This window comes from Streptomyces sp. NPDC001536, assembly GCF_042894505.1.
Taxonomy (GTDB): domain Bacteria; phylum Actinomycetota; class Actinomycetes; order Streptomycetales; family Streptomycetaceae; genus Streptomyces.
Map to the genome: position 1 here is coordinate 189244 of NZ_JBIAVQ010000014.1, position 22321 is coordinate 211564.

General features: G+C 70.2%; 16 protein-coding genes. 10 read left to right on the top strand and 6 right to left on the bottom strand.

Annotated elements, in window-relative coordinates:
- The first annotated feature begins 260 nt into the window (after positions 1–260).
- The 8 genes from ACFY0U_RS33380 to ACFY0U_RS33415 all read left to right on the top strand — a co-directional run bounded on the left by ACFY0U_RS33380 (position 261) and on the right by ACFY0U_RS33415 (position 10883).
- Complete coding sequence (locus ACFY0U_RS33380; RefSeq protein ID WP_388642160.1) at positions 261–4079, top strand: nitrate- and nitrite sensing domain-containing protein; 3819 nt, start codon at positions 261–263, stop codon at positions 4077–4079.
- A 9-nt stretch (positions 4080–4088) separates the two neighbouring features.
- Positions 4089–4502, top strand: coding sequence for a roadblock/LC7 domain-containing protein (locus ACFY0U_RS33385; RefSeq protein WP_003973453.1), 414 nt, complete (start codon positions 4089–4091; stop codon positions 4500–4502).
- A 111-nt stretch (positions 4503–4613) separates the two neighbouring features.
- Entirely contained in the window at positions 4614–5009 is a 396-nt protein-coding gene (locus tag ACFY0U_RS33390; protein WP_030611532.1) for a DUF742 domain-containing protein, read from the top strand.
- Positions 4990–5565 (top strand): ATP/GTP-binding protein, encoded by a 576-nt coding sequence (locus ACFY0U_RS33395; protein WP_046258886.1) that lies wholly within the window; start codon positions 4990–4992, stop codon positions 5563–5565. The genes ACFY0U_RS33390 and ACFY0U_RS33395 overlap by 20 nt, the downstream gene beginning before the upstream one ends.
- Before the next feature lie 380 nt (positions 5566–5945).
- Positions 5946–9221 carry a nitrate- and nitrite sensing domain-containing protein gene (locus ACFY0U_RS33400; RefSeq protein ID WP_388642163.1) on the top strand — a complete coding sequence of 1092 codons (3276 nt, stop codon included), beginning with the start codon at positions 5946–5948 and terminating at the stop codon, positions 9219–9221.
- 10 nt (positions 9222–9231) lie between these two features.
- Positions 9232–9645: a roadblock/LC7 domain-containing protein gene (locus tag ACFY0U_RS33405; protein ID WP_005479603.1), complete on the top strand. Its 414-nt coding sequence runs from the start codon at positions 9232–9234 to the stop codon at positions 9643–9645.
- 97 nt (positions 9646–9742) lie between these two features.
- A complete protein-coding gene (locus ACFY0U_RS33410) occupies positions 9743–10321 on the top strand; it encodes a DUF742 domain-containing protein (protein ID WP_388642165.1) in 579 nt (192 codons plus the stop codon).
- Positions 10302–10883, top strand: a complete 582-nt coding sequence (locus tag ACFY0U_RS33415; RefSeq protein ID WP_026248371.1) for an ATP/GTP-binding protein — start codon at positions 10302–10304, stop codon at positions 10881–10883. Before ACFY0U_RS33410 ends, ACFY0U_RS33415 begins: the two co-directional genes overlap by 20 nt.
- Positions 10884–11025: 142 nt before the next feature.
- Here the strand turns inward: ACFY0U_RS33415 and ACFY0U_RS33420 are convergent, their stop codons facing one another.
- The 3 genes from ACFY0U_RS33420 to ACFY0U_RS33430 form a co-directional block, all read right to left on the bottom strand.
- Complete coding sequence (locus ACFY0U_RS33420; RefSeq protein WP_388642167.1) at positions 11026–11220, bottom strand: acyl-CoA carboxylase subunit epsilon; 195 nt, start codon at positions 11218–11220, stop codon at positions 11026–11028.
- Between the two features lie 57 nt (positions 11221–11277).
- The gene (locus tag ACFY0U_RS33425; protein WP_388642168.1) at positions 11278–12861 is read right to left on the bottom strand and encodes an acyl-CoA carboxylase subunit beta; all 1584 of its coding nucleotides are present in this window, start codon (positions 12859–12861) and stop codon (positions 11278–11280) included.
- Positions 12862–13015: 154 nt separating this feature from the next.
- Positions 13016–15352: a polysaccharide lyase 8 family protein gene (locus ACFY0U_RS33430; protein WP_388642169.1), complete on the bottom strand. Its 2337-nt coding sequence runs from the start codon at positions 15350–15352 to the stop codon at positions 13016–13018.
- A 135-nt stretch (positions 15353–15487) separates the two neighbouring features.
- On the opposite strand from ACFY0U_RS33430, the gene ACFY0U_RS33435 reads away from it, so the two are divergent.
- Positions 15488–16042, top strand: coding sequence for a YceI family protein (locus ACFY0U_RS33435; RefSeq protein WP_388642171.1), 555 nt, complete (start codon positions 15488–15490; stop codon positions 16040–16042).
- Positions 16043–16099: 57 nt separating this feature from the next.
- Here ACFY0U_RS33435 and ACFY0U_RS33440 read toward each other — a convergent pair whose 3' ends face one another.
- Positions 16100–16681 (bottom strand): YdeI family protein, encoded by a 582-nt coding sequence (locus tag ACFY0U_RS33440; RefSeq protein WP_388642173.1) that lies wholly within the window; start codon positions 16679–16681, stop codon positions 16100–16102.
- A gap of 202 nt (positions 16682–16883) precedes the next feature.
- Between ACFY0U_RS33440 and ACFY0U_RS33445 the strand changes: the two genes are divergently transcribed.
- Positions 16884–17666 (top strand): serine protease, encoded by a 783-nt coding sequence (locus ACFY0U_RS33445; RefSeq protein ID WP_388642175.1) that lies wholly within the window; start codon positions 16884–16886, stop codon positions 17664–17666.
- A gap of 88 nt (positions 17667–17754) precedes the next feature.
- Here ACFY0U_RS33445 and ACFY0U_RS33450 read toward each other — a convergent pair whose 3' ends face one another.
- Together ACFY0U_RS33450 and ACFY0U_RS33455 are read right to left on the bottom strand one after the other, a co-directional pair.
- Positions 17755–19104, bottom strand: coding sequence for a hypothetical protein (locus ACFY0U_RS33450; RefSeq protein WP_388642176.1), 1350 nt, complete (start codon positions 19102–19104; stop codon positions 17755–17757).
- A gap of 34 nt (positions 19105–19138) precedes the next feature.
- On the bottom strand, positions 19139–22150 hold the full coding sequence (locus ACFY0U_RS33455) for a glycoside hydrolase family 3 N-terminal domain-containing protein (RefSeq protein WP_388642178.1): 3012 nt from the start codon (positions 22148–22150) through the stop codon (positions 19139–19141).
- Positions 22151–22321: the final 171 nt, after the last annotated feature.

The window sequence follows — 22321 nt, forward strand, 5'->3', positions numbered from 1 at the left end:
TCACGTGCTGTCACGGAAGTCACAGCCTGGCCTACGGCCCTTGTTGGAGATCCTGCACTGTGCTGGAATCTCACGGACCGCCGCAGGAACGAGCCGGCGCACAGGGGGCGCACCGCGCGCCGGGTGGCGGCGAGTAAGGGGGAGCCAGCGCCGGTCACTCACGACCATCGGGGGGCGTAATTCAGGGCGCCCCCTAGTACGCCGACACCGTGCCCTTCCGTTCACGCGGAGGGGTGCCTGGTCCAGAGGTTGCGACGCTAGTGCAGGGACGTTTCAAGAGGGATGGCAGCGCTTCGGCGGAGCCGGAGCCGCACGGCGGGACTGGCCCCATGAAAGCCGGCTCCGCGCCCCAGCACGCCCAGAACCCGGGCCTGGCGCCCCCGTCCGGCGACGGGGGCGAGCGCTCCGGTCGACCCGGCGCGGCGTCCTCCGGACCCGCGAACCCCGCCGCCCCGACGGTGAAGGCGCCCAAGGGCCCGACCGGCCCCGGCTCGCGAATAGCTCTGCGCAACTGGCGTATCTCCACGCGCCTGGTTTCGCTGCTCGCGCTGCCCGTGGTCGCGGCCACCTCGCTGGGCGCCCTGCGCATCAGCGACAACATGGACGACATCCAGCAGCTCGAGAACATGAAGCTGCTGACGGACATGACCAAGCAGGCGACCGCGCTGGCCGACGCGCTCCAGAAGGAGCGCGACCTGTCCGCCGGTCCGCTGGCGCACGGGTCCAGCGCGACCGAGTACACGATCAAGGGCCTGCGGGAGAAGACGGACCGCGCCCTCGAGGACTTCGTCGACTCCTCGGAGGAGATCGACACCGAGGGTGACGGCCTCCAGGGCATCCGCGAGAACGTCGTGCTCCTGGTCAGCAACCTGCGCGGCATCGAGAAGATCCGCAACACCGCGTACGAGCAGAAGAACAACTCCACCCAGACGGTGGAGGCCTACCACCGCCTCGTCACGCAGCTGCTGGACCTCTCGCGCGACATGGCGCAGGCGACCAGCAACCCCGAGATGATCCAGCGCACCCGTGCCCTGGCGGCCTTCTCCGCCGCCAAGGAGTACTCCTCCGTGCAGCGCGCGGTCCTCGCGGCGGCCCTGCCCGCGAACAAGACGACGTTCGGCGACCTCTCCGAGAACGACCGGCTGTACGGCCAGTCCGCTCTCACCAACGAGGAAGCCGACATCAAGAGCTTCCAGGTCATCTACGGCAAGACCAGTGCCGTGGAGCTCATGGAGCCCATCAGCGACAACAACTCCACCATCCAGTCCGCCGACACCTACGCCAGCCGTGCCCTCAACGCACAGGACGGCCTGGAGAACCTGGACAAGCGGTCCTACCAGGACTGGGTGGACGACAGCTCCTCCAAGATCGACCAGATGGGCAAGATCGAGCACACGCTGCTCGAGGAGATGGAGCAAAAGGCCCGCGAGCTGCGCAACGAGTCCGAGCGGGAAGCGATCATCTCCGGTGCGCTGATCCTGCTCGTGCTCGGCATCTCGCTCGTCGGCGCCTTCGTCGTGGCCCGGTCCATGATCCGCTCGCTGCGCCGCCTGGAGGAGACCGCCACCAAGGTCGCCCAGGACCGTCTGCCCGAGCTGGTCAAGGCGCTGTCCGAGTCCGACCCGCAGGACGTCGACACGTCCGTGGAGTCGGTCGGTGTCCACTCCCGGGACGAGATCGGCCGAGTGGCCGCGGCCTTCGACGACGTGCACCGCGAGGCGGTCCGCCTCGCCGCCGAGCAGGCCCTGCTGCGGGGCAACGTCAACGCGATGTTCACCAACCTCTCGAGCCGCTCCCAGGGTCTTATCCAGCGCCAGCTGTCGCTGATCTCCGAGCTCGAGTCCCGTGAGGCCGACCCGGACCAGCTGTCCTCGCTGTTCAAGCTGGACCACCTCGCGACCCGTATGCGCCGGAACGGTGAGAACCTTCTGGTCCTCGCGGGTGAAGAGCCCGGCCGCCGCTGGACCCGCCCGGTCCCGCTGGTCGACGTGCTCCGCGCCGCCGCCTCCGAGGTGGAGCAGTACGAGCGCATCGAGCTGGCCTCGGTGCCGACCACCGAAGTCGCCGGCCGCGTCGTCAACGACCTCGTGCACCTCCTCGCCGAGCTGCTCGAGAACGCGACCTCCTTCTCCTCGCCGCAGACCAAGGTCAAGGTCACCGGTCACGCGCTGCCCGACGGCCGCGTCCTGATCGAGATCCACGACACCGGTATCGGCCTCTCCCCCGAGGACCTCGCGGCGATCAACGAGCGGCTCGCCTCGCCGCCCACCGTGGACGTCTCGGTCTCCCGGCGCATGGGTCTGTTCGTGGTCGGCCGGCTGTCGCAGCGCCACGGCATCCGCATCCAGCTGCGCCCGTCCGACTCCGGTGGTACGACCGCCCTGGTCATGCTGCCCGTCGACGTCGCCCAGGGCGGCAAGAAGCCGCAGCCCAAGCCCGGCCAGGGGGCCGGCGCCCCGACCGCCGCACAGGCCGCCGCAGGTGTGGCCGCGGCCCGTCGTGGCCCCGGTCAGCAGGGCGGCTCCCTCGGGGCCGGTGCGCCCATGGGCGGCGGTGCCCTCGGGGCCGGCGCCCAGCCCGGTGGCCGGCTCAACCCCGGTCAGGGGCCGCGGGCCGCACTCCCGGGCACGGGCAACGGCGGTCGTCCGGGTGCACCGGGTGCTCCGCGCGGACCCCAGTCGCCCTCGGCTCCTCCGCAGGGCCGGCCTTCCCCGGCCGGTGCGGGCGCCGGATTCGGCGGTCAGGCACCGGGTGCGCCGCAGGGGCTCCAGGCCGCGGGTACCTCCGCGCCGCAGGACGCCTTCGGTGGCGGCCGCGGTCCCGTGCCCCCGCAGCAGTCCGCTCCCGCGGGCAACGCGGCCACCTCGGGCAACTCGGGCAACGAGCAGCAGGGCCGTCGCCGTGGCCGTCAGCTCCCGGGCCGTGGCGGCCCGCGGGCCGAGCTGCCCGGCGGCAACGCGCAGCAGCCCCGGACGCCCAGCTGGAGCGACGAGAACGCGCAGCCGCAGATCTCGCACGCCTCGCTGGACACCCCGCGCGGCCATGACGAGCAGGACCCCGCGCAGACGTCCCGGATGCCGCGGATCGACGACCGGCAGGGCCCGGGCGCGACCACGGAGATGCCCGCGATCCCCCGGTCCGACGGCCGCCAGGGTCCCGGCGCCACCTCCGAGTTCGCCCGCCCTGACTTCGACTCCCCGCAGAACACGGGCCAGTTCGCCCGCCCCGGCACCTCGCAGGGCGGCGCCGACTTCGCCGCCCCGCAGAACACCGGCCAGTTCGCCCAGCAGAACGGCACGGGCTCGTTCGTCCGCCCGGACGTCTACGGCGCCCCGGGGCAGAACAGCCCCTCGGCGACGGGTCAGTTCGCGGCTCCGCAGGGATACGACAACGGCTCCACGGGCCAGTTCCCGATGCCCGGCCAGGACAGCGGCTCCACCGGCCAGCACGCCCTGCCGGGTCACCAGAACCCGCAGCACACCGGCCAGTTCGAGCGACCGCAGGCGAATGGCGGACGGGGTCCGGCCGACTTCGGCGTCCCGCGTCCCCCGGTCCCGCCGCGTCCGCAGCGTCCCGCCCGTCAGGAGCCCGAGGCGCTGCCGCCGGCGACGGGTGCCGGCGACGGACGGACGCCCCTGTACGACACCCTGGAGACCAACTGGTTCCACGGTCAGCAGGGCCAGCAGGACCAGGGCGGCAACGCTCCGGCCCAGACCCCGCAGCAGCCGCAGACTCCCGCGGCTCCCTCTTCCCCCGCATCCGCTCCCCAGCGGACCGCGGCCAACGCCGCCTGGCGCAGCTCGCCGAACGACGACCTCGTCCGGCAGGCCGAGCGGGTCCGGCAGCCGGCCGCGGGCGGTGTCACCACCTCCGGCCTGCCGCGCCGGGTACCCCGGGCGAACCTCGTCCCGGGCACGGCTCAGCAGCAACAGCACCAATCCGGTCCGGCGGTCTCGCGTGCGCCTGATGACGTACGCGGCCGTCTGACCAATCTCCGTCGGGGTATCGCGCAAGGTCGTCAGGCCGGCACAGGCCAGACGGGCAGCTTCCCGAGCCCCACTCACCAGCAGGAGCGTTAGTTGAGCCCGATGAGCCAGGCGGCACAGAACCTGAACTGGTTGATCACCAACTTCGTGGACAACACCCCCGGGGTGTCCCACACCGTCGTCGTGTCCGCCGACGGCCTTCTGCTGGCGATGTCCGAGGGTTTCCCGCGCGACCGTGCCGATCAGCTGGCGGCCGTCGCGTCGGGTCTCACCTCACTGACGGCCGGGGCCTCCCGGATCTTCGAGGGCGGCAACGTGGCACAGACGGTCGTCGAGATGGAGCGGGGTTTCCTGTTCCTGATGTCCGTCTCGGACGGCTCGTCCCTGGCCGTGCTCGCGCATCCCGAGTGCGACATCGGTCTGGTGGGCTACGAGATGGCATTGCTCGTCGACCGTGCGGGGGCGGTCCTCACGCCGGATCTCCGCGCCGAACTACAGGGCAGTCTGCTTCACTGACCGGCCCCGGATCCACCTGTCTCACCAAATCACCGTCCGGCCGCCACAATCCCCCCACCGGCCATGTCAGACGGCTTGACTGACCGACTTGCTGTCCCGCCCGGAGGATTCATGACCCCGCCCACCGCCTCTCATGATCCGTACGCGGAGCCGTACGAGGATGAGGGCGACCAGCCGCTGGTACGTCCGTACGCGATGACCGGCGGCCGGACCCGGCCGCGCTACCAGCTCGCCATAGAGGCCCTGATCAGCACCACGGCCGACCCGGCGGCACTGATGGGCCTGCTCCCCGAGCACCAGCGCATCTGCCACCTCTGCCGTGAGGTGAAGTCGGTGGCCGAGGTGTCGGCGCTTCTGGCCATGCCGCTCGGCGTGGCTCGCATCCTCGTCGCGGACCTCGCCGAGGCGGGTCTCGTCGCCATCCACCAGCCGGGCGGCGACGAGAGCACCGGCGCTCCGGACGTGACACTGCTCGAAAGGGTGCTCAGTGGACTTCGCAAGCTCTGACGGAGGCCGGGCGACCACCTCCGCGAAGATCGTGGTGGCCGGCGGCTTCGGCGTCGGCAAGACCACGTTCGTGGGCGCCGTCTCCGAGATCAACCCGCTGCGCACCGAGGCCGTGATGACGTCCGCTTCCGCGGGCATCGACGACCTCACGCACACCGGGGGCAAGACCACCACCACGGTGGCCATGGACTTCGGCCGTATCACCCTGGACCAGGACCTGATCCTGTACCTCTTCGGTACGCCGGGCCAGGACCGCTTCTGGTTCATGTGGGACGACCTGGTGCGCGGCGCCATCGGCGCGATCGTGCTGGTGGACACCCGCCGGCTCGCCGACTGTTTCCCCGCGGTCGACTACTTCGAGAACAGCGGCCTCCCCTTCGTCGTCGCGCTCAACGGCTTCGAGGGGCACCAGCCCTACGCGCCCGAGGAGGTGCGTGAGGCCCTCCAGATCGGTCCGGACACCCCGATCATCACGACGGACGCCCGCCACCGCTCGGATGCGAAGAGTGCCCTGATCACACTGGTCGAGCACGCTTTGATGGCACGGCTGCGGTAGCACTCAAATCGTCCGTGTCGTACGGAAGTTGTCGTAGACGCCCCGGAGCCGGCTGTGTCCTTTGACACGGTCGGCCCTGGTGTTCATAACGTTTCGGCAGAGGAATCGGGTGGTACGGCCACGCGTCGTTGTCAACCGGTCTCGCTGCGCTCACAAAAGCCCCGTCATTTGACGGGGCTCGCTCTTTATGACCGTTTTATCTAGGGCTTACATCACTCCGAATCCCCGTCCTCCCATGTTTGGAGGACCGTAGGCCGACATGCTGGAATGCCTGAACTGCCCAATAGTCAAAGACGTACTCACTAGTCGATGGCGCACTGGGCTCTGAGAGACTGCGGCACAACGTTTGGTGCCGACCCCGCCGAGAGGTTGTTGGTCGAGTGAGGCGAAGCAAGAACGGTCCCGAGCCGTCGGCCCGGGGCAACTTCACCCCGCCGCCGCGCGGAGCGGCGCCCGCCCCTGTGCCCGGTTCGGAACCGACGGCCACGCCCGCTCCGAGCGGCGGCCGTCTCTCCCCGCGCAACTGGCGCGTGCCGACGCGGCTGAACGCGATCCTGCTCATACCCGTGCTGGTCGGCCTCGTCATGGGCGGCTTCCAGGTGAAGAGCTCGATCGACACCTGGCAGCAGGCCGAGGACGCGGAGAAGACCGCGCGCCTGGTCCGGGCCGCCCTGACCTACGGCGACGCCCTCTACAACGAGCGCGACTCCACCGCCGCCCCGCTGCTCCAGGGCCTGGGCGAGGACGACAAGACGGTCGTCGCCGCCCGCAAGGCCACGGACACCGCCGCCGACGCCTTCGACGAGGCCGCGCAGAACATGCCGCAGACGGCGGGCCTCCAGCGCCGCCTCCAGATCTTCCGCAAGGTGGAGCCCAACCTCCAGAAGCTGCGCGCGGCCGCGTACACCAGCACGCTCAAGGGTGTGCAGACCGAAGAGGGCTACGTCGAGGTCGCGCACCCCTTGATGGAGTTCTCCAACGAGCTCGGTCTCGGCACCGGAAACATCACCAGCTACGGCCGTACCGTCTACGCGATCGCGCTGACCAAGGCCTCGCTGTCGCTCGAGCGCTCCATCGGTATGCACCTGCTGATCAAGCCGGACACCGACCCCAAGGACTTCGCCGCCCAGCGCACCGCGCTCACCTCGTACGCCTACCTCGAGGGCATCGCCATCGAGGAGTACATCGGTGGTGGCACCGAGGCCGACGCCCAGAAGCTGGACACCCTCCAGAAGCAGGCGACGGCCGACGGCGCGGCGATGGCCCAAGAGGCCAAGAAGAAGAACCCGGCCTACGTGGCGCCGCCCGCCAACCCGGTCACCATGGTCAAGGCCATCGGCGCGCTGCCCTCCACGGACAAGTCCGAGCGTGACCTGATCGCCGCGAAGGGCGTCACCGCCGAGAACTGGTGGGCGGTCAACACCCTCAAGTACAAGGTCTACCGGACCATCGAGTCCGACATGGCCGACAAGGCGGTGTCCGAGGCCGCGAGCATCGCCGACGACGCCAAGCGGGACGCCTTCATCACCGGTGCCGCCGTCGTGGTCGCCCTGCTCGCCGCGTTCATCCTGGCCGGCATGGTGGCCCGCCAGATGTCCCGCTCGATGCGCCAGCTGCGCAACGCCGCCTTCGGTATCGCCGAGCAGCGTCTGCCGATGCTGGTCGACCAGCTCTCCCGTACCGACCCCGGCCGGGTCGACACCCGGGTCGCGCCGATCCCGATCACCTCGACCGACGAGATCGGCGAAGTCGCCCGCGCCTTCGACCAGGTCCACCGCGAGGCCGTCCGGCTCGCCGCCGAGCAGGCCCTGCTGCGGGGCAACATCAACGCGATCTTCACCAACCTCTCGCGCCGCAACCAGTCGCTGATCGAGGGCCAGCTGACCCTCATCACCGACCTGGAGAACAACGAGGCCGACCCGGACCAGCTGGAGAACCTCTTCCGCCTGGACCACCTCGCGACCCGTATGCGCCGCAACGGCGAGAACCTCCTGGTCCTCGCCGGCGAGGAGCCCGGCCGCCGCTGGGACCAGCCGGTCCCGCTGGTCGACGTGCTGCGCGCCGCCTCCTCCGAGGTGGAGCAGTACGAGCGCATCGAGCTCTCCGGCGTCCCGGAGGCCGAGATCCACGGCCGCGCCGTGACCGACCTCGTGCACCTGCTCGCCGAGCTCCTGGAGAACGCCACCACGTTCTCCTCCCCGCAGACCAAGGTCCGCGTCACCGCGACCCGTCTCCCCGACGGCCGCGTGATGATCGAGATCCACGACAAGGGCATCGGCCTCACCGCCGAGGACTTCGCGGACATCAACCACAAGCTGGCCAACCCGCCGACCGTGGACGCCGCGATCTCGCAGCGCATGGGTCTGTTCGTGGTCGGCCGGCTGTCCGACCGGCACGGCATCCGCGTCCAGCTCCGTCCCTCGGGCGAGCAGGCCGGTACGACCTCGCTGGTCATGCTGCCGGACGCGATCACCCACGGTGGTGGTGGCGAGCAGCAGCAGCCGTCGCAGGACGAGTTCACGGTCTCGCAGATCATCCCGGAGCAGAACTTCGGCGGCGAGGACTTCAACACCGGTCTGCCGATGCGCACGGCCGCCGAGCTCGGCTTCGACGACAGCCGCTACACCGAGGTCCCGGACGACATCCGCGAGCTGGACCCCGTGGGCCGCTCCCTCATGCGTGAGGAGCGCCGCGCGGCCCTGGAGGCCCAGCACGGCCAGCCCTCCCTGGAGGGCCCCGGGAACCAGTCGTACGCCGACGAGTTCGACGCGCAGCAGGCCGCCTACGAGAACGGCCAGGGCGGCTTCCAGCAGCCCTCCGCCTACGAGGAGCAGCAGCAGGGGTCGTACGCCGAGCCACAGCGCGCCGCGTACGAGGAGCCGCAGCAGGCGTCGTACGACGAGCAGTACTACGCGCCGAACGGCGGTGTGCCGCAGAACGACGCCTTCTCGGCCAACGGCGGCTACCCCGAGCCCACGTACGCGGAGCCGGCCCAGGCGGACCACACGTCCGTACCGGAGTCCATCCCGGCCTTCGAGGAGCGGCGCTACCAGGACGACTGGCCGCAGCAGGACGGGTTCCAGAACGGCTACCAGGGCCAGTACGCTCCCGAAGCGGAGTCCGTGCAGGCCGCTGACGTCAGTGAGCGCGAGCACGTAGGCTTCGACCGTCCGGGTCCGGCCCCGTCGGCCGCCCACGACCTGACCGAGGCCGGGCTTCCCCGCCGCGGATCGGGCGGGAGCGGAGCGAACGGCGCGGCCCGTGCGAACGGGACGAACGGAACGGGCACCACGACCGACATGTTCGGCTCGCGGCAGGTGAGCCAGGAGCCGCCGGCCTCCGCACCGGAGAGCAACGGCAACGGCGACTGGCGCTCGGCCAACGACGAGCGCTGGCAGCAGGCTTCGGCGCTCAAGAAGCCCAAGGCGGGCGGGGTCACCTCCTCCGGTCTGCCGAGGCGGGTGCCCAAGGCCAACCTGGTCGAGGGAGCCGCCGAGACCACCCCCCAGGGCGGCCCACAGGTCTCCCGCGCTCCCGAGGACGTCCGGGGCAGGTTGAGCAACCTGCGCCGCGGTGTCGAGCGGGGTCGCAGCGCAAGCAGTGAAACGAACGGCCAGGGCTTCGGTCCTGACAGCACCTACAACCAGGAGCGTTAGTGTGAGCCCGATGAGCCAGGCGGCACAGAACCTGAACTGGTTGATCACCAACTTCGTGGACAACACCCCCGGGGTGTCCCACACGGTGGTGGTCTCCGCCGACGGACTCCTTCTGGCGATGTCCGAGGGTTTTCCGCGTGACCGCGCCGATCAGCTTGCGGCCGTCGCCTCCGGTCTGACCTCGCTGACCGCGGGTGCCTCGCGCATCTTCGAGGGCGGCAGCGTGAACCAGACGGTTGTGGAGATGGAGCGGGGATTCCTCTTCATCATGTCCGTCTCCGACGGTTCCTCGCTCGCAGTTCTCGCACATCCGGAGGCGGACATCGGCCTCATCGGGTACGAGATGGCGCTCCTGGTGGACCGCGCCGGTACGGTCCTGACGCCCGATCTTCGAGCGGAGCTCCAAGGGAGCCTTCTCAACTAACAGACAGACGGTGCGTTTTGGCGTCCCGAGGCCATAAGGTTTCGGGACGCGGCTCCACAGTGATGCGGTGCCCGGCACAGTCGGAGGAGGAGAGAGAGTGGCAACACCCCCAGGCGGTTCATCGTCCGGTAATTGGTCGTACGGCCCTGGCCAGGGTCAGAACGACGGTTCCCAGAACCCGAACCGTTACAACTTCCCCTCCGCACCGAGCCAACGGCAGCCGTACGCGCCCCAGGGCCCCGGGCCCTCGCCGTACGACCAGCCGCCGGCACCGCGCATCCAGCCTGTGCAGCCGCAGCGACGCGCCCCTGAGCCGGCGCCCGCAGGGGCGTCGAACAACCCCTTGGTGCGCCCGTACGCCATGACCGGCGGCCGGACGCGCCCCCGCTACCAGCTCGCCATCGAGGCACTGGTGCACACCACCGCGCAGCCGCACCAGATGCAGGGCCAGTTGCCCGAGCATCAGCGGATCTGCAACCTCTGCCGGGAGATCAAGTCGGTAGCCGAAGTCTCGGCTCTCCTCACGATCCCCCTCGGCGTGGCCAGGATCCTCGTCGCCGACTTGGCGGAGGCGGGCCTGGTCGCCATTCATCAGCCCGGCGGCGACGAGAACGCCGGCGGCCAGCCAGACGTGACACTGCTCGAAAGGGTGCTCAGTGGACTTCGCAAGCTCTAGCGGCGGTCCTTCCCGCTCCACCACCTCGGCGAAGATCGTGGTGGCGGGTGGCTTCGGCGTGGGCAAGACCACGTTCGTCGGGGCCGTCTCGGAGATCAACCCGCTGCGTACCGAGGCCGTCATGACGTCCGCTTCCGCGGGCATCGACGACCTCACCCACACCGGTGACAAGACCACCACCACGGTGGCCATGGACTTCGGCCGTATCACCCTGGACCAGGACCTGATCCTGTACCTCTTCGGTACGCCCGGTCAGGACCGCTTCTGGTTCATGTGGGACGACCTGGTGCGCGGCGCCATCGGCGCGATCGTCCTCGTCGACACGAGGCGCCTTGCCGACTGTTTCCCGGCTGTCGACTACTTCGAGAACTCGGGGCTTCCTTTTGTGATCGCCCTGAACGGGTTCGACGGGAACCAGCCGTACAACCCGGACGAGGTGCGCGAGGCGCTCCAGATCGGTCCGGACACCCCGATCATCACGACGGACGCGCGGCACCGGGCGGATGCGAAGTCGGCGCTCATCACGCTGGTGGAGCATGCCTTGATGGCACGCTTGCGGTAATTGCGGCTACTGGGCTGCCTCGGACGGTTGTACGCCGTCTGCGGCAGTCCTTTGGCTTGTCGCGCAGTTCCTCGCGCCCCTTAGGTACGTCGAAGGGCCCCTCTCTTGTGAGAGGGGCCCTTCGACGGTGTCAGCGTATGGCTCAGTGCCAGCTGTGCGGGGCCCTGAAGCCGCCCTCGCGCTCCAGGCGGCGCCAGCCGGCCTTGGGGTGGCCTCGGTGGCTCTGTTCCGTGGTGGACGGCTGGGCGGCGGCGCGGGCCAGGAGGATCGCGGTGATCGCGGCGACTTCCTCGGGCCCGGCGTGGCCCTTCTCGACGCGGATGTCGGGAGTGTTCATGGGTGTCAGTCTCCGTGAGAGAGGTTTCCGCGGGGGTGTCGCGGAGGGTCCGCTGGGTTACTGCGGGGGATTGCCGTGCTTACGGGACGGCAGGTCGGCGTGCTTGGACTGGAGCATCGCCAGGGACTTGATGAGCACCTCGCGGGTCTCCGCCGGGTCGATCACGTCGTCCACCAGGCCGCGCTCGGCCGCGTAGTACGGGTGCATGAGCTCGGACTTGTACTCCTTGACCATGCGGGCCCGCATGACCTCGGGGTCCTCGGCCTCGGCGATCTGCCGGCGGAAGATGACGTTGGCGGCGCCCTCGGCGCCCATCACGGCGATCTCGTTCGTCGGCCACGCGTAGGTGAGGTCGGCGCCGATGGACTGGCTGTCCATGACGATGTAGGCACCGCCGTACGCCTTGCGCAGGATCAGCGAGATCCGCGGCACGGTCGCGTTGCAGTAGGCGTAGAGGAGCTTCGCGCCGTGGCGGATGATGCCGCCGTGCTCCTGGTCGACACCCGGAAGGAACCCGGGGACGTCCAGGAAGGTGACGATCGGGATGTTGAAAGCGTCACACATCTGGACGAAACGCGCAGCTTTTTCGCTCGCCTCGATGTCCAGGACGCCTGCGAGGGACTGCGGTTGGTTGGCGACGATGCCGACGACCTGGCCGTCGAGGCGGGCCAGGGCGCAGATGATGTTCCGCGCCCAGCGCTCGTGGACCTCGAGGTAGTCGCCGTCGTCGACGATCTCCTCGATGACCTTGGCCATGTCGTAGGGCCGGTTGCCGTCCGCGGGGACCAGGTCGAGCAGGATGTCGCCCCGGCGGTCCGCGGCGTCCGTGGAGTCCACGCGCGGCGGGTTCTCGCGGTTGTTCTGCGGCAGCATCGACAGGAGGTAGCGCACCTCGGCGATGCAGGTCTCCTCGTCGTCGTACGCGAAGTGGCACACGCCCGAGGTCTCGGCGTGCACGTCCGCGCCGCCCAGTCCGTTCTGCGTGATCTCCTCGCCCGTCACGGCCTTGACCACGTCCGGGCCGGTGATGAACATCTGCGAGGTCTCACGGACCATGAAGACGAAGTCGGTGAGGGCGGGGCTGTAGGCCGCACCACCCGCGCACGGGCCCAGCATCACCGAGATCTGCGGGATCACCCCGCTCGCCCTGGTGTTGCGCTGGAAGATGCCGCCGTAGCCCGCGAGGGCGGAGACGCCCTCCTGGATGCGGGCGCCGGCGCCGTCGTTCAGCGACACCAGCGGCGCGCCGGCCGCGATGGCCATGTCCATGATCTTGTGGATCTTGGTGGCGTGGGCCTCGCCCAGCGCGCCGCCGAAGATCCGGAAGTCGTGCGCGTACACGAAGACCGTGCGGCCCTCGACCGTGCCCCAGCCGGTGATGACACCGTCGGTGAACGGCTTCTTGGCCTCCAGGCCGAACCCGGTCGCCCGGTGCCGGCGCAACTGCTCGACCTCCTGGAAGGAGCCCGCGTCGAGGAGCAGCTCGATGCGCTCCCGGGCGGTCAGCTTGCCCTTGGCATGCTGCGCCTCGGTCGCCTTTTCGCTCGGTCCGGCCATCGCCTGCGCACGGATCTCGTGCAGCTCGGCCACTCGCCCGCGTGCGTCCGTCGGCTCACCCGGCGCGTCATCCAAAACGGTCATGTAGTGACCTTACGAAGCCCGGCAAGGAAAGCGGGCCGTCGACTCCGTACAGTCTCCGGCCCGTTTTCCTGGTACCCCTGAACAGAACCTGAGAGGCATGCAGCCGTTCCGACTGCTCAGAGGGCTTCCCGCTTGTAGAGATCACACAAAGCCATCACCTGAGAGTCACCTCACATTCCTGTGGGGCGCATGCCATCCCCGGGGTGATTCTCAGGCGCAGACGGCGGCCCGCGGCGAGGATCTCGACCGTGTCGTCGGCCCGGATCACGGCACGGACCGGATGGTCCCAGATGATCTCCACCGGCTCCCCCGTCCGGGGTGGCTCGCTCACGCAGAGGGTAGCGGTGCGGCCCCGGCGGCGGACCAGCACGCTCGCGCCCGCGGAGGCGGTGAGCGGGCCCGCCGTGGCGGCCTGCCAGAAGGTGGCGGCCGTCAGGCCCAGGGAGGGGACGTGGACCGCCTGGCGGGTGGCGTCGTTGGCGAGGACCTTCAGCCAGTGGGGGTCGGCGGCGCGGGCCGCGACCTCGTGGCGGGACGCACCCGGCATCAGGACGTAGACGTACGACGCGTCCGTCGGGTCCGTGCCGTGGTCCAGCCAGAGGGTCTGCCAGCGGCGGGTGGCCCGCTCCGTCGTACTGGCCGCGTTGATGTCCGACCAGGCGCCGGTGCGGTCCTCGCGGAGGGTGCGCAGTTCGCCGTACGGCACCACCCAGCCGCCGTGGCCCTCCAGATGGGCCCAGCCGCGGCCCTGCACGAAGGCCGAGGTGCCGCCCTCCCCCAGGTTGCGGTTGTCGACGACGGTCTCGACCGGGACGCCGTCGGCGCAGGTGATGCCGGCGCCCAGGCAGATCACCACGTCGGCGACACAGAACCACGACTTACGCGCTTCCAGCGTCGAGCCGAGGCCCTTCAGATGCTGTCCGATCGCCGCGTACTCGCCGTCGGTGACACCGCCGACCCAGCGCGCGTCGGGCCTGGGCTCGCCCCACTCCCCGCCGGCCCGGTCGGGAAGGCGGAGGGTGGAGACGGTCGTGCCCGGGAGGCGGTACCAGTCGACGGTGGGCCAGTACCAGTCTGTGTACTGGTCGGCCCGGTCGGCCCGGCCGCCGGCCCACCAGGAGAGCATTCCGGCGCCCGTGTGCCAGCCGCGCGGGTTCTCGCCGTTGCCGCACTCGTAGTACGCGATGCGGTCGCTCGCCATGGCGATGTTCGCGACGAAGCCGGGGCGTCGGTGGACGGCCCGGTCCATCGCCGCGAAGAGCCGGTGGCCGACGGGGTCGGGGGCGGCCGGGACGGCTGACTCGGCGACCGCGTGCAGCCGGGCGAGGTCGGCCACGCCGAACTGACGCGCCGTCAGGATCGGGGAGGCGGTGTCCCGTTCGATCCATCCCTTGATACGGCCGTACCAGCGCTCCCGCTCCGCCTCGCTCGCCCCGCCCGCGAGAAGGGCCATCGCGGCGATGACGCCCTGGCCGTGGAAGTGGTCGCCGCGCAGCACGTGCCGCTCGTCGCTCTTGAGGTAACCCCGGCTGATGGCACGGCCGTTGACGCTGTCCATCATCAGACCGTCGTGGATCAGGGGCGCGTAGGCGTGCTCGACGGCGTCGAGGACGATCTGTCGGTTCGGGTCGGTCACGGCCCACTCGGAGCCGGCCAGCAGGGCGAAGAGACGACCGAGGCCGTCGAGGAGGACCTGGCCGTAGGTGCCCGAGTAAGGGACCCGGGTGTGCTGGACGAACGAGCCGTCGGCGTAGAGGCCGTCGCCCCGGGTGACGTACGGGAAGACCGGTGAGAGCGCGTCGCGGGCGAGGGCGATCTTGGCGGGTGCCCGGCCGAGGATGCCGCGCAGGGCGACGGAGCGGCACAGGTCCACGCGGTTGGCGCCGGTGGAGGTACCGGAGTAGTCGGCCAGCAGCGCGTCGGGCAGGAAGTGGTCGACGGCGGCGCAGGCGGCTTCCCGCTGGGCGTCGGAGAGGTGGTCGTACAGGGCGGCCGTGAGGTCCATGAGCAGACGGGGGCTGCCGATCTGCCATTCCCACCAGTTGCCGTAGCGGGTGGTGGAGGGGTGGTAGACCGTGGCGGAGAGGTGGTCCAGGCCGCGCAGGACGGCCGCGAGGAGGGACCCGTCGCCGGTGGAGCCGGTGCCCTGCTGGACGTAGGCCTGGGTCATGGTCCACAGCCGGCTGTAGCTCTGGGTGATGCCGGACGGCGGGTCGTAGGCGTGGCCGGGCCACAGGGAGGTCGCGGTGGGGGTCATGGTCGCGTGGAAGCCGCGGGCGAGGGTGCCGGTCTCGGCGAGGCGGGTGGCGTACGGCTCGGCGGCCGGGTCGTAGCCGGTGCCGAGGGCGAGGTCGAGCCAGCGCAGGCGGAGGGCGGCGTGGGGGTCGGGGGCGGCGGCGCGGGCGCCGGGGGCGGCCGTGGCGAGGAGCGCCGCCGCGAGTAAGACGGTCCGGCGGGCGAGTCGGAAGTGACCTCCGGGGTGCGGGTTCATACCCTGGGCATCTACCACCTCAGCGTAATCACGCCAACACTTTGCGGATGATGTTGAAACTTGTACGGAATAGGTCTACGGTCGTTCCTGTTAGGTAATTCAACGTTCAACTTCCTCACTTCCAAGGAGTACACCATGGCGAACACCGACCTGACCGCCCTGACCGGCGACTACACGATCGACACGGCCCACTCGACGATCGGCTTCACCGTCCGCCACGCCATGGTGACCAACGTGAAGGGGAAGTTCGTCGACTTCAGCGGCTCGCTGCACCTGGACGGCGGCGACCCGGCCGCCTCCACGGCGTCCATCGACGTGAAGATGGACAGCATCGACACCGGCTCCGCCGACCGTGACGGGCACCTCAAGAGCGCGGACTTCTTCAAGACGGACGAGTTCCCGACGATGACCTTCCGCTCCACCAAGGCGGAGGCGCTCGGCGACGAGGACTACCGCATCACCGGTGACCTCACCATCCTCGGCACCACCAAGCCGCTCACCATCGACCTCGAGTTCAACGGCGCCGCGAAGGACCCCTTCGGCAACGAGCGCGTCGGCTTCGAGGGCAAGGCGACGATCCTGCGCTCCGAGTGGGGCCTGACCTGGAACGCGGCGCTGGAGACGGGTGGCGTGCTGGTCTCCGACAAGATCAAGCTGAACTTCGACATCTCGGCGATCAAGAACGCGTGACGCGTCTTTCGTGAGCATGCCCGCCCTCGTGTCCTTGAGGGCGGGCGCTCGGCGTTCTCAGCCGTCGCGGCGCGCCGACTCCTCCAACCTGGCCACGGCCGAGGCGACGTGAGCCGCCCGGCTCTCCGGGGTGAGGGCCCGCAGCACACCGAGCATGACCTGGTACCGGTCCGTCTTCCCGAGCGCCTCGAAGGCCGCGCCGGCCCGTGGGCTGCGCTCCAGCGCGGCGGCCAGGTCGTCCGGCACGCCGGCCTCCTTCTGGGAGAGATACGCCGCCGCCCACCGTCCGTCCGCCTTCGCCGCGTCGATCTCCGCGAGGCCGGCGTCCCGCATCCTGCCGTCGGCGATCAGTTCCTCGACCCGCCGGACGTTGACCATGGACCACAGGCTGCCGGGGCGGCGCGGGGTGATCCTCTGGAGGAAGTGCGAGGCGTCGCATCCCTTGCGCTGACCGGTGATCCAGCCATGACAGAGGGCCACGTCATTGACCTCGGCGGCGGTGACGGACGGGATGCCCGAGCCCTTCTTGGCGACCTTCACCCAGAGGCCGGGGTGGGGGGACGGGTGGGTGGTGAGCCAGGTGTCGAGGGCGGCGGCGGAGGCGAAGGTTTCCGACATGGGGCGACCGTACGCGCCCATTAGGCCAGTTCCTGTCCTAATCGGCGCGGGGTCGGGCTGGCCGAATCCCACCCCTTGTGCGGCCTGTCACAGCGTTCTCATAATCCAGCAACAGATTTGACCTGCCCATGCCAGTGGATGGGTGTCTCTTTGCTGTCCTTTTTGGCATGCGCACGACATTTCTGCGACTGAGTACTTCCACCCCCCACGGGAAGGCAGAACGTTGAAGAGACTCCTCACGGCCCTCAAGAGATCCGTGGCATTCGGTGCCGCCGCTCTCGCGATCGTCAGTCTTCAGCCCGTCTCGGCCGCACAGGCCGCTCCCGCGCCCGTCGTCGGCGGGACCCGGGCGGCGCAGGGTGAGTTCCCGTTCATGGTGCGGCTGTCCATGGGCTGCGGCGGGGCGCTGTACACCCAGCAGATCGTGCTGACCGCCGCGCACTGTGTGAACGGGACCGGGGCGAACACCAGCATCACGGCGACGGCCGGTGTGGTCGACCTCCAGTCCACCACCGGGCGGGTTCAGGTGCGGTCGACGTATGTGTACCGGGCTCCCGGCTACAACGGCAACGGCAAGGACTGGGCGCTCATCAAGCTCGCGCAGCCGATCAATCTGCCGACGCTGAAGATCGCCACGACCACGCAGTACAACACCGGGACGTTCACCGTCGCCGGGTGGGGTTCGGCCAGCGAGGGCGGGGCCCAGCAGCGGTATCTGCTCAAGGCCACCGTGCCGTTCGTGAGTGACGCCACGTGCCGGTCGTACAGCGGGTACAGCGGGCTCGTCGCGAGCGACGAGATCTGTGCCGGGTACGCGGCGGGCGGGGTCGACACCTGTCAGGGTGACTCCGGTGGGCCGATGTTCCGGCGGGACGCGAGCAACGCGTGGATCCAGGTCGGCATCGTGAGCTGGGGCATCGGGTGTGCCCGGCCGAACGCGCCCGGTGTGTACAGCGAGGTGTCCACCTTCGCCTCGGCGATCGCGTCGGCTGCGGCCTCTCTCTGACGCGGGTTGTCCTCTACGAACTTCCGCGGGCCCGGCGTGTGTTGCGCCGGGCCCGTGTCCGTTTCCACACCCAGGCCCGAATCCGCGTTCAGAAGCCTCCCCCGCCGAAATCGCCGCCGCCTCCGTAGTCCCCGCCCCCGAAGCCGCCCGAGAAGTCGTCCGAGTTGAAGTCCGCGCCCGAGACGTCGCCGCCCTCGTAGCCGCCGCCGAAGTCGCCGTAGCCGGAGCCGTAGTCGGCGGCGTAGGCGGGGGTGGCCATCATGGTGCCGAGCATGGTGCCGAGGAGGAGGCCGGGGAGGATGCCGGTGCCGAAGTAGCCGCCGGCCCAGGGGCCGTAGGCGGGGCCCGCGTCCCAGTAGGGGCGGCGGCCTCGGTCGGTGTCGACCTCGCGCATCACCGGGTCGCGGCCGTCGGCGAGGCGGGTCGCGTCGGCCGCGCAGACCGGGACCTCGCGCGGGGCACCGCTGGGCGGGGTCCAGGTCGCGTCCGTGGTCGACGGGCCGTGGCGAGGGTCGAAGAAGCAGGGTGGGCGGCGGGCCGGGAGGGGCCTGCTCTCCCTGCGGGCGGCCAGGAGGGCCAGGGAGAAGCGGCCGTCCTCCAGGGCCTGGGTCACCGCGCGGACCTCCTCCGGGTGCTGCGCGGCCGCCATGAACGACTTCGCCTTCTCGTAGGCGTCGAGCGCGTGCTCGTAGTCCTCGCGCATGGCGTCGTCCGCGCCCGGTTCGGCGGGGTGGAAGTCCAGGCGGTCCAGTTCCTCGCCGAAGGCGGTGATGTCCTCGTCCACCACGACCCGCAGCTTCTCCAGGGCGGCCCGCTGCTCCTCCGCGTGCCGGCGACGGTTGCGGCGGACCAGCGCGTACGTGCCCACGCCGCCGGCCGCCAGCACGGCACCGACCGTCACCAGCGCACCCGCCGGGACACCTCCGCCGTCGGAGGACGAGCCCCAGCTCGCGGGCGCCGAGCCGCCCATGTTGGCCAGCGCCTGGTCCGTGAAGTCGTCGAGCTGGGTCTTCGTGTCGCTCTCGCCCTCGACGCTCGCGACGAGGTTGCGTACGGCGGTCCGTGGCAGGACCGAGGAGTCCGCGCCCGCGTCGAAACGGTCACCGACCCGCACCGCGTACAGGCCCGTCACCCCGGTCGCGGTACGCAGGTTCCGCAGGAGGTTCTCGGTCGGCTGGTCCGCGGGCAGAACCGCCACGAACAGGGCCTTGTCCGCGTCCTCGATCTGCTCGGCGAGCGCGGCGGCGTCCCCGGAGGACAGCTGCGCGGAGGCCGCCGGGTCGACGTACACCGGACTCTCGCGGAGCGCCTCCGCGATCCTGGAGACGCTCGTGGCGGCGGAGGCGGGCGCGGGGACCGCCCACAGTACGGTCAGGGCCGCGAGCACCAGGGCCGCCAGCAGCCCTGGGAGGCTTCGGGTCCGTAGGACGGACTTCATACTTCGAAGCTACCCGAAGCCTCCCAAAACAGCCTCAGCCGGTCGCCGCTTCATAGGCCTCCGTCAGCTTCGCCACCGCCGCCGCGTACCGCCCGGTGAGCAGCAGGTGGTCCGCGTCCGCGAAGGGCTTCGCCGAGGCGGCCGTGATCTTCTTCTGCTGGACGATCAGCCGCGCCTTGGTCACGAGCGCACGGCCCACCTCCTCGGACCCGGCCTTCTCGGCCACCGCCGCCGCGGCACCGAGCGCCTTCAGCGTCGTCGCGCCGCCCTCCGGCACCTTGGTCAGCGTCGTGAGGCCCCAGCCGTACGGGAACTGCGGGTCGTACGACGTGTCGCCGACGTTGATCGGCAGCTGGGCCTGCGACTTCGGCCAGGTGACGGGAAGCTGCCCGGTGAAGAGCCGCTTTCCGTACAGCACGTCGGCCACGCCGTCGCCCTCGCTGCCCGGCAGCCAGGAGGCGACCAGCGCGTCGATCTCGCCCAGCCGGTCGCCGATGAGCTGGGGGCGGCCGGAGACGATCAGCACCGCGCACTTCATGGCCGCGCAGACCGTGTCGACTGCGGCCTGGTCGGCGGGGCTCAGCGCCAGGTCATGGCCGTTGCCGACGTCTCCGACGCCCTCGGCGTACGGGGTCTCGCCGACGACGACCACCCCGATGTCGTGGCCGGTCGTGGGGGCGGAGGCGTCCTTGGAGTACGTCAGTTCCGCGGAGTTCTTCCGCATGGCCTCCAGGATCGTCGTGCCGGGGGTGATGTCGCCGGACGCGCCCTGCCAGGTGATGGTCCAGCCGCCGCTCTGGTTGCCGATGTCATCGGCGTTGGAGCCGGCGACGTACACCTTCTGGGACTTCTTCAGCGGCAGCACGCCGTCGGCGTTCTTCAGCAGCACCTGCGACTCGGCGGCGGCCCGGCGGGCGACGGCCCGGTGTTCGGCGGAACCGATCTTCGAGGCGCCGCCGGTGTCGGCGTACGGCTTCTCGAAGAGGCCGAGACGGAACTTCTGCGTGAGGATGCGGGAGACGGCGTCGTCGATGCGCCGCTCACTGACGCGTCCGGCCTGTGCCTCCTCCACGAGCGTCGTACGGAACTCCCTGAAGGCGTACGGGACCATGACCATGTCGACGCCGGCGTTGACCGAGGTGCGGACGTCGGAGGCGCGGTCGCCGGGGATCTGGTCGATGCCGTCCCAGTCGCTGATCACGAAGCCGTCGAAGTCCATACGGCCCTTCAGGACACCGTTGATCATGTCGGCGCGGGCGTGCATCTTGACCGGGCCCTGGCCGTCGCCGAGGACGTCGAGCGAGGAGTACGAGGGCATGACGGTGCCGACCCCGCGGTCGACGGCGGTCCGGTACGGGGCAAGGTGGACGGCCTCCAGCTGCTGCCGGGTGACCTTGGTGACGCCCTGGTCGATGGTGTAGGTGCCGGTGGTGGAGGAGCCGTACTCGGTGCCGCCGTCGCCGACGAAGTGCTTGGCGGTGGCGAGGACCTTGTCACCGCGGCTCAAGTCCTTGCCGTTGCGCGCCCCTTGGAGGCCCTGGATGACCGTCTCCAGGGAGTCGACGAGGGCCGGGTCCTCGCCGAAGGACTCGTAGGAGCGGCCCCAGCGTTCGTCGCGGGTGACGCAGAGGCAGGGGGCGAAGTCCCAGGGGATGCCGGTGGCGCGGACCTCGGCGGCGGTCACCGCGCCGGTCTGCTGGGCGAGTTGGGGGTTCCTGGTGGCGCCGAGGCCGATGTTGTGGGGCATGACGGTGGCGCCGACCAGGTTGTTGTGGCCGTGGACGGCGTCGACGCCGTAGACGAGCGGGATCTGGAAGCGGGTTGCCTGGGCCCGGAGTTGGAAGGAGTCGATCATCTTCGCCCAGGCCTCTGGGGTGTTGGGCGTCGGCGTGGAGCCGCCGCCGGACAGCAGCGAGCCGAGGTCGTACGTGGCGATGTCCGCGCCGGTCCCCACGGCTCCGCGCTCGGCCTGGGTCATCTGGCCGGCCTTCTCCGCGAGCGACATACGGGAGAGGAGATCGGCGACGCGCTGCTTCACGGGCAACTTGGCGTTGAGATACGGCAGTCCGTGCGCGTCGACGACGATCTGCGGGGTCTCGGCCGGGGGCTTGGCGCCGGTGACGGTGAGGGCGAGGGGGACGGTCTCGGCGGCCTCGGCCGACTTGTCCTTCAGCGTCGGGACCCGGACGGTCCGCGTGGCTCCGGAGGCGGTGCCCGCCGGGAAGGTGAGGGTTCCGCTGACCGGGGTGTAGTCCTTGCCGGGTTCGGCGGTGCCGGTCGTGGCCGTCTCGTAGGCGACGGTGACGGGCTCGTCGATCGGGGCGGAGCCGGTGGTGGCGACGGAGATCTTCACGGTCGCCGTACCGCCCTCGTCCGTCGGGTACACGGCGGCGTCGGTGAGGACCGAGGCGCGCAGCGACTGGTCGGCCCTGCCGTACAACTCGACGCCGTCCATGGCGAACCGGCCCTGGACGCCGACGGGGAGGGTGACGGCGTAGCCCCAGGTCTCGGTGAGGCCGAGGATGTGGTCGATGCCGCCGACGGGCTGGTAGTCGGTGCGGTAGGCGAAGTCGGTGAAGGGGATCTCGATCTGTTTCCAGCCGCTGAAGTCGTCGGTGAAGGACGTCGTCCACAGCTCGGAGGCCTCGCCGTCGGCGCCGCCGTCCTTGAGCTCGAAGGCGACCTTCTTGCCGTTGTTCTGTCCGTCCCACCAGAAGCGGACGCCCTTGTGGGCGGACCAGTCGTGGGCGGGCTCGGCGAAGGCGAAGTCATGGGTGAAGCCGCCGTAGCCGCTGATGTCGTACGTGCCGGACAGGACGCGGGCGCCCTCGGGGGCGTCGTCGCGTTCTTCGAGGGCGAGCGCAGGCGGGTCGTCGTTGTCACTGCCCCACGTGAAGATGCCCCCCGCGGGTGGGTTCGCGAAGGGCACCTCGCCCTCGAAGCGGTCCACGGGGACCGGGGCGGGTTCGTCGGCGGCCTGTGCGGACACCATCGGCAGCAGGGTCGTCAGCAGGGCGGCTGAGGCGAGCAGGGCGGTTCTTCGCATGGAGCTTCCCCCTTGGCTCTCGTTAGTCCACACATGACTTACCTCACGGCGTGAGTTAACTGGTGGCCCGCAGGCCCGTCAAGGCATCACGTCAGCCATTCGGCCCCAACTCACGGCCCCATCAAGCATGTTGTACGACCGCAATGGGACCGGTGCACAACGGTGGTCGTA

Excerpts from the sequence above, each read along its gene's own strand:
- ACFY0U_RS33385 (WP_003973453.1), top strand. The coding sequence starts at position 4,089 with ATGAGCCAGGCGGCACAGAACCTGAACTGGTTGATCACCAACTTCGTG.
- ACFY0U_RS33390 (WP_030611532.1), top strand. The coding sequence starts at position 4,614 with ATGACCCCGCCCACCGCCTCTCATGATCCGTACGCGGAGCCGTACGAG.
- ACFY0U_RS33405 (WP_005479603.1), top strand. The coding sequence starts at position 9,232 with ATGAGCCAGGCGGCACAGAACCTGAACTGGTTGATCACCAACTTCGTG.
- ACFY0U_RS33420 (WP_388642167.1), bottom strand. The coding sequence starts at position 11,220 with ATGAACACTCCCGACATCCGCGTCGAGAAGGGCCACGCCGGGCCCGAG.
- ACFY0U_RS33425 (WP_388642168.1), bottom strand. The coding sequence starts at position 12,861 with ATGACCGTTTTGGATGACGCGCCGGGTGAGCCGACGGACGCACGCGGG.
- ACFY0U_RS33430 (WP_388642169.1), bottom strand. The coding sequence starts at position 15,352 with ATGAACCCGCACCCCGGAGGTCACTTCCGACTCGCCCGCCGGACCGTC.
- ACFY0U_RS33435 (WP_388642171.1), top strand. The coding sequence starts at position 15,488 with ATGGCGAACACCGACCTGACCGCCCTGACCGGCGACTACACGATCGAC.
- ACFY0U_RS33440 (WP_388642173.1), bottom strand. The coding sequence starts at position 16,681 with ATGGGCGCGTACGGTCGCCCCATGTCGGAAACCTTCGCCTCCGCCGCC.
- ACFY0U_RS33450 (WP_388642176.1), bottom strand. The coding sequence starts at position 19,104 with ATGAAGTCCGTCCTACGGACCCGAAGCCTCCCAGGGCTGCTGGCGGCC.
- ACFY0U_RS33455 (WP_388642178.1), bottom strand. The coding sequence starts at position 22,150 with ATGCGAAGAACCGCCCTGCTCGCCTCAGCCGCCCTGCTGACGACCCTG.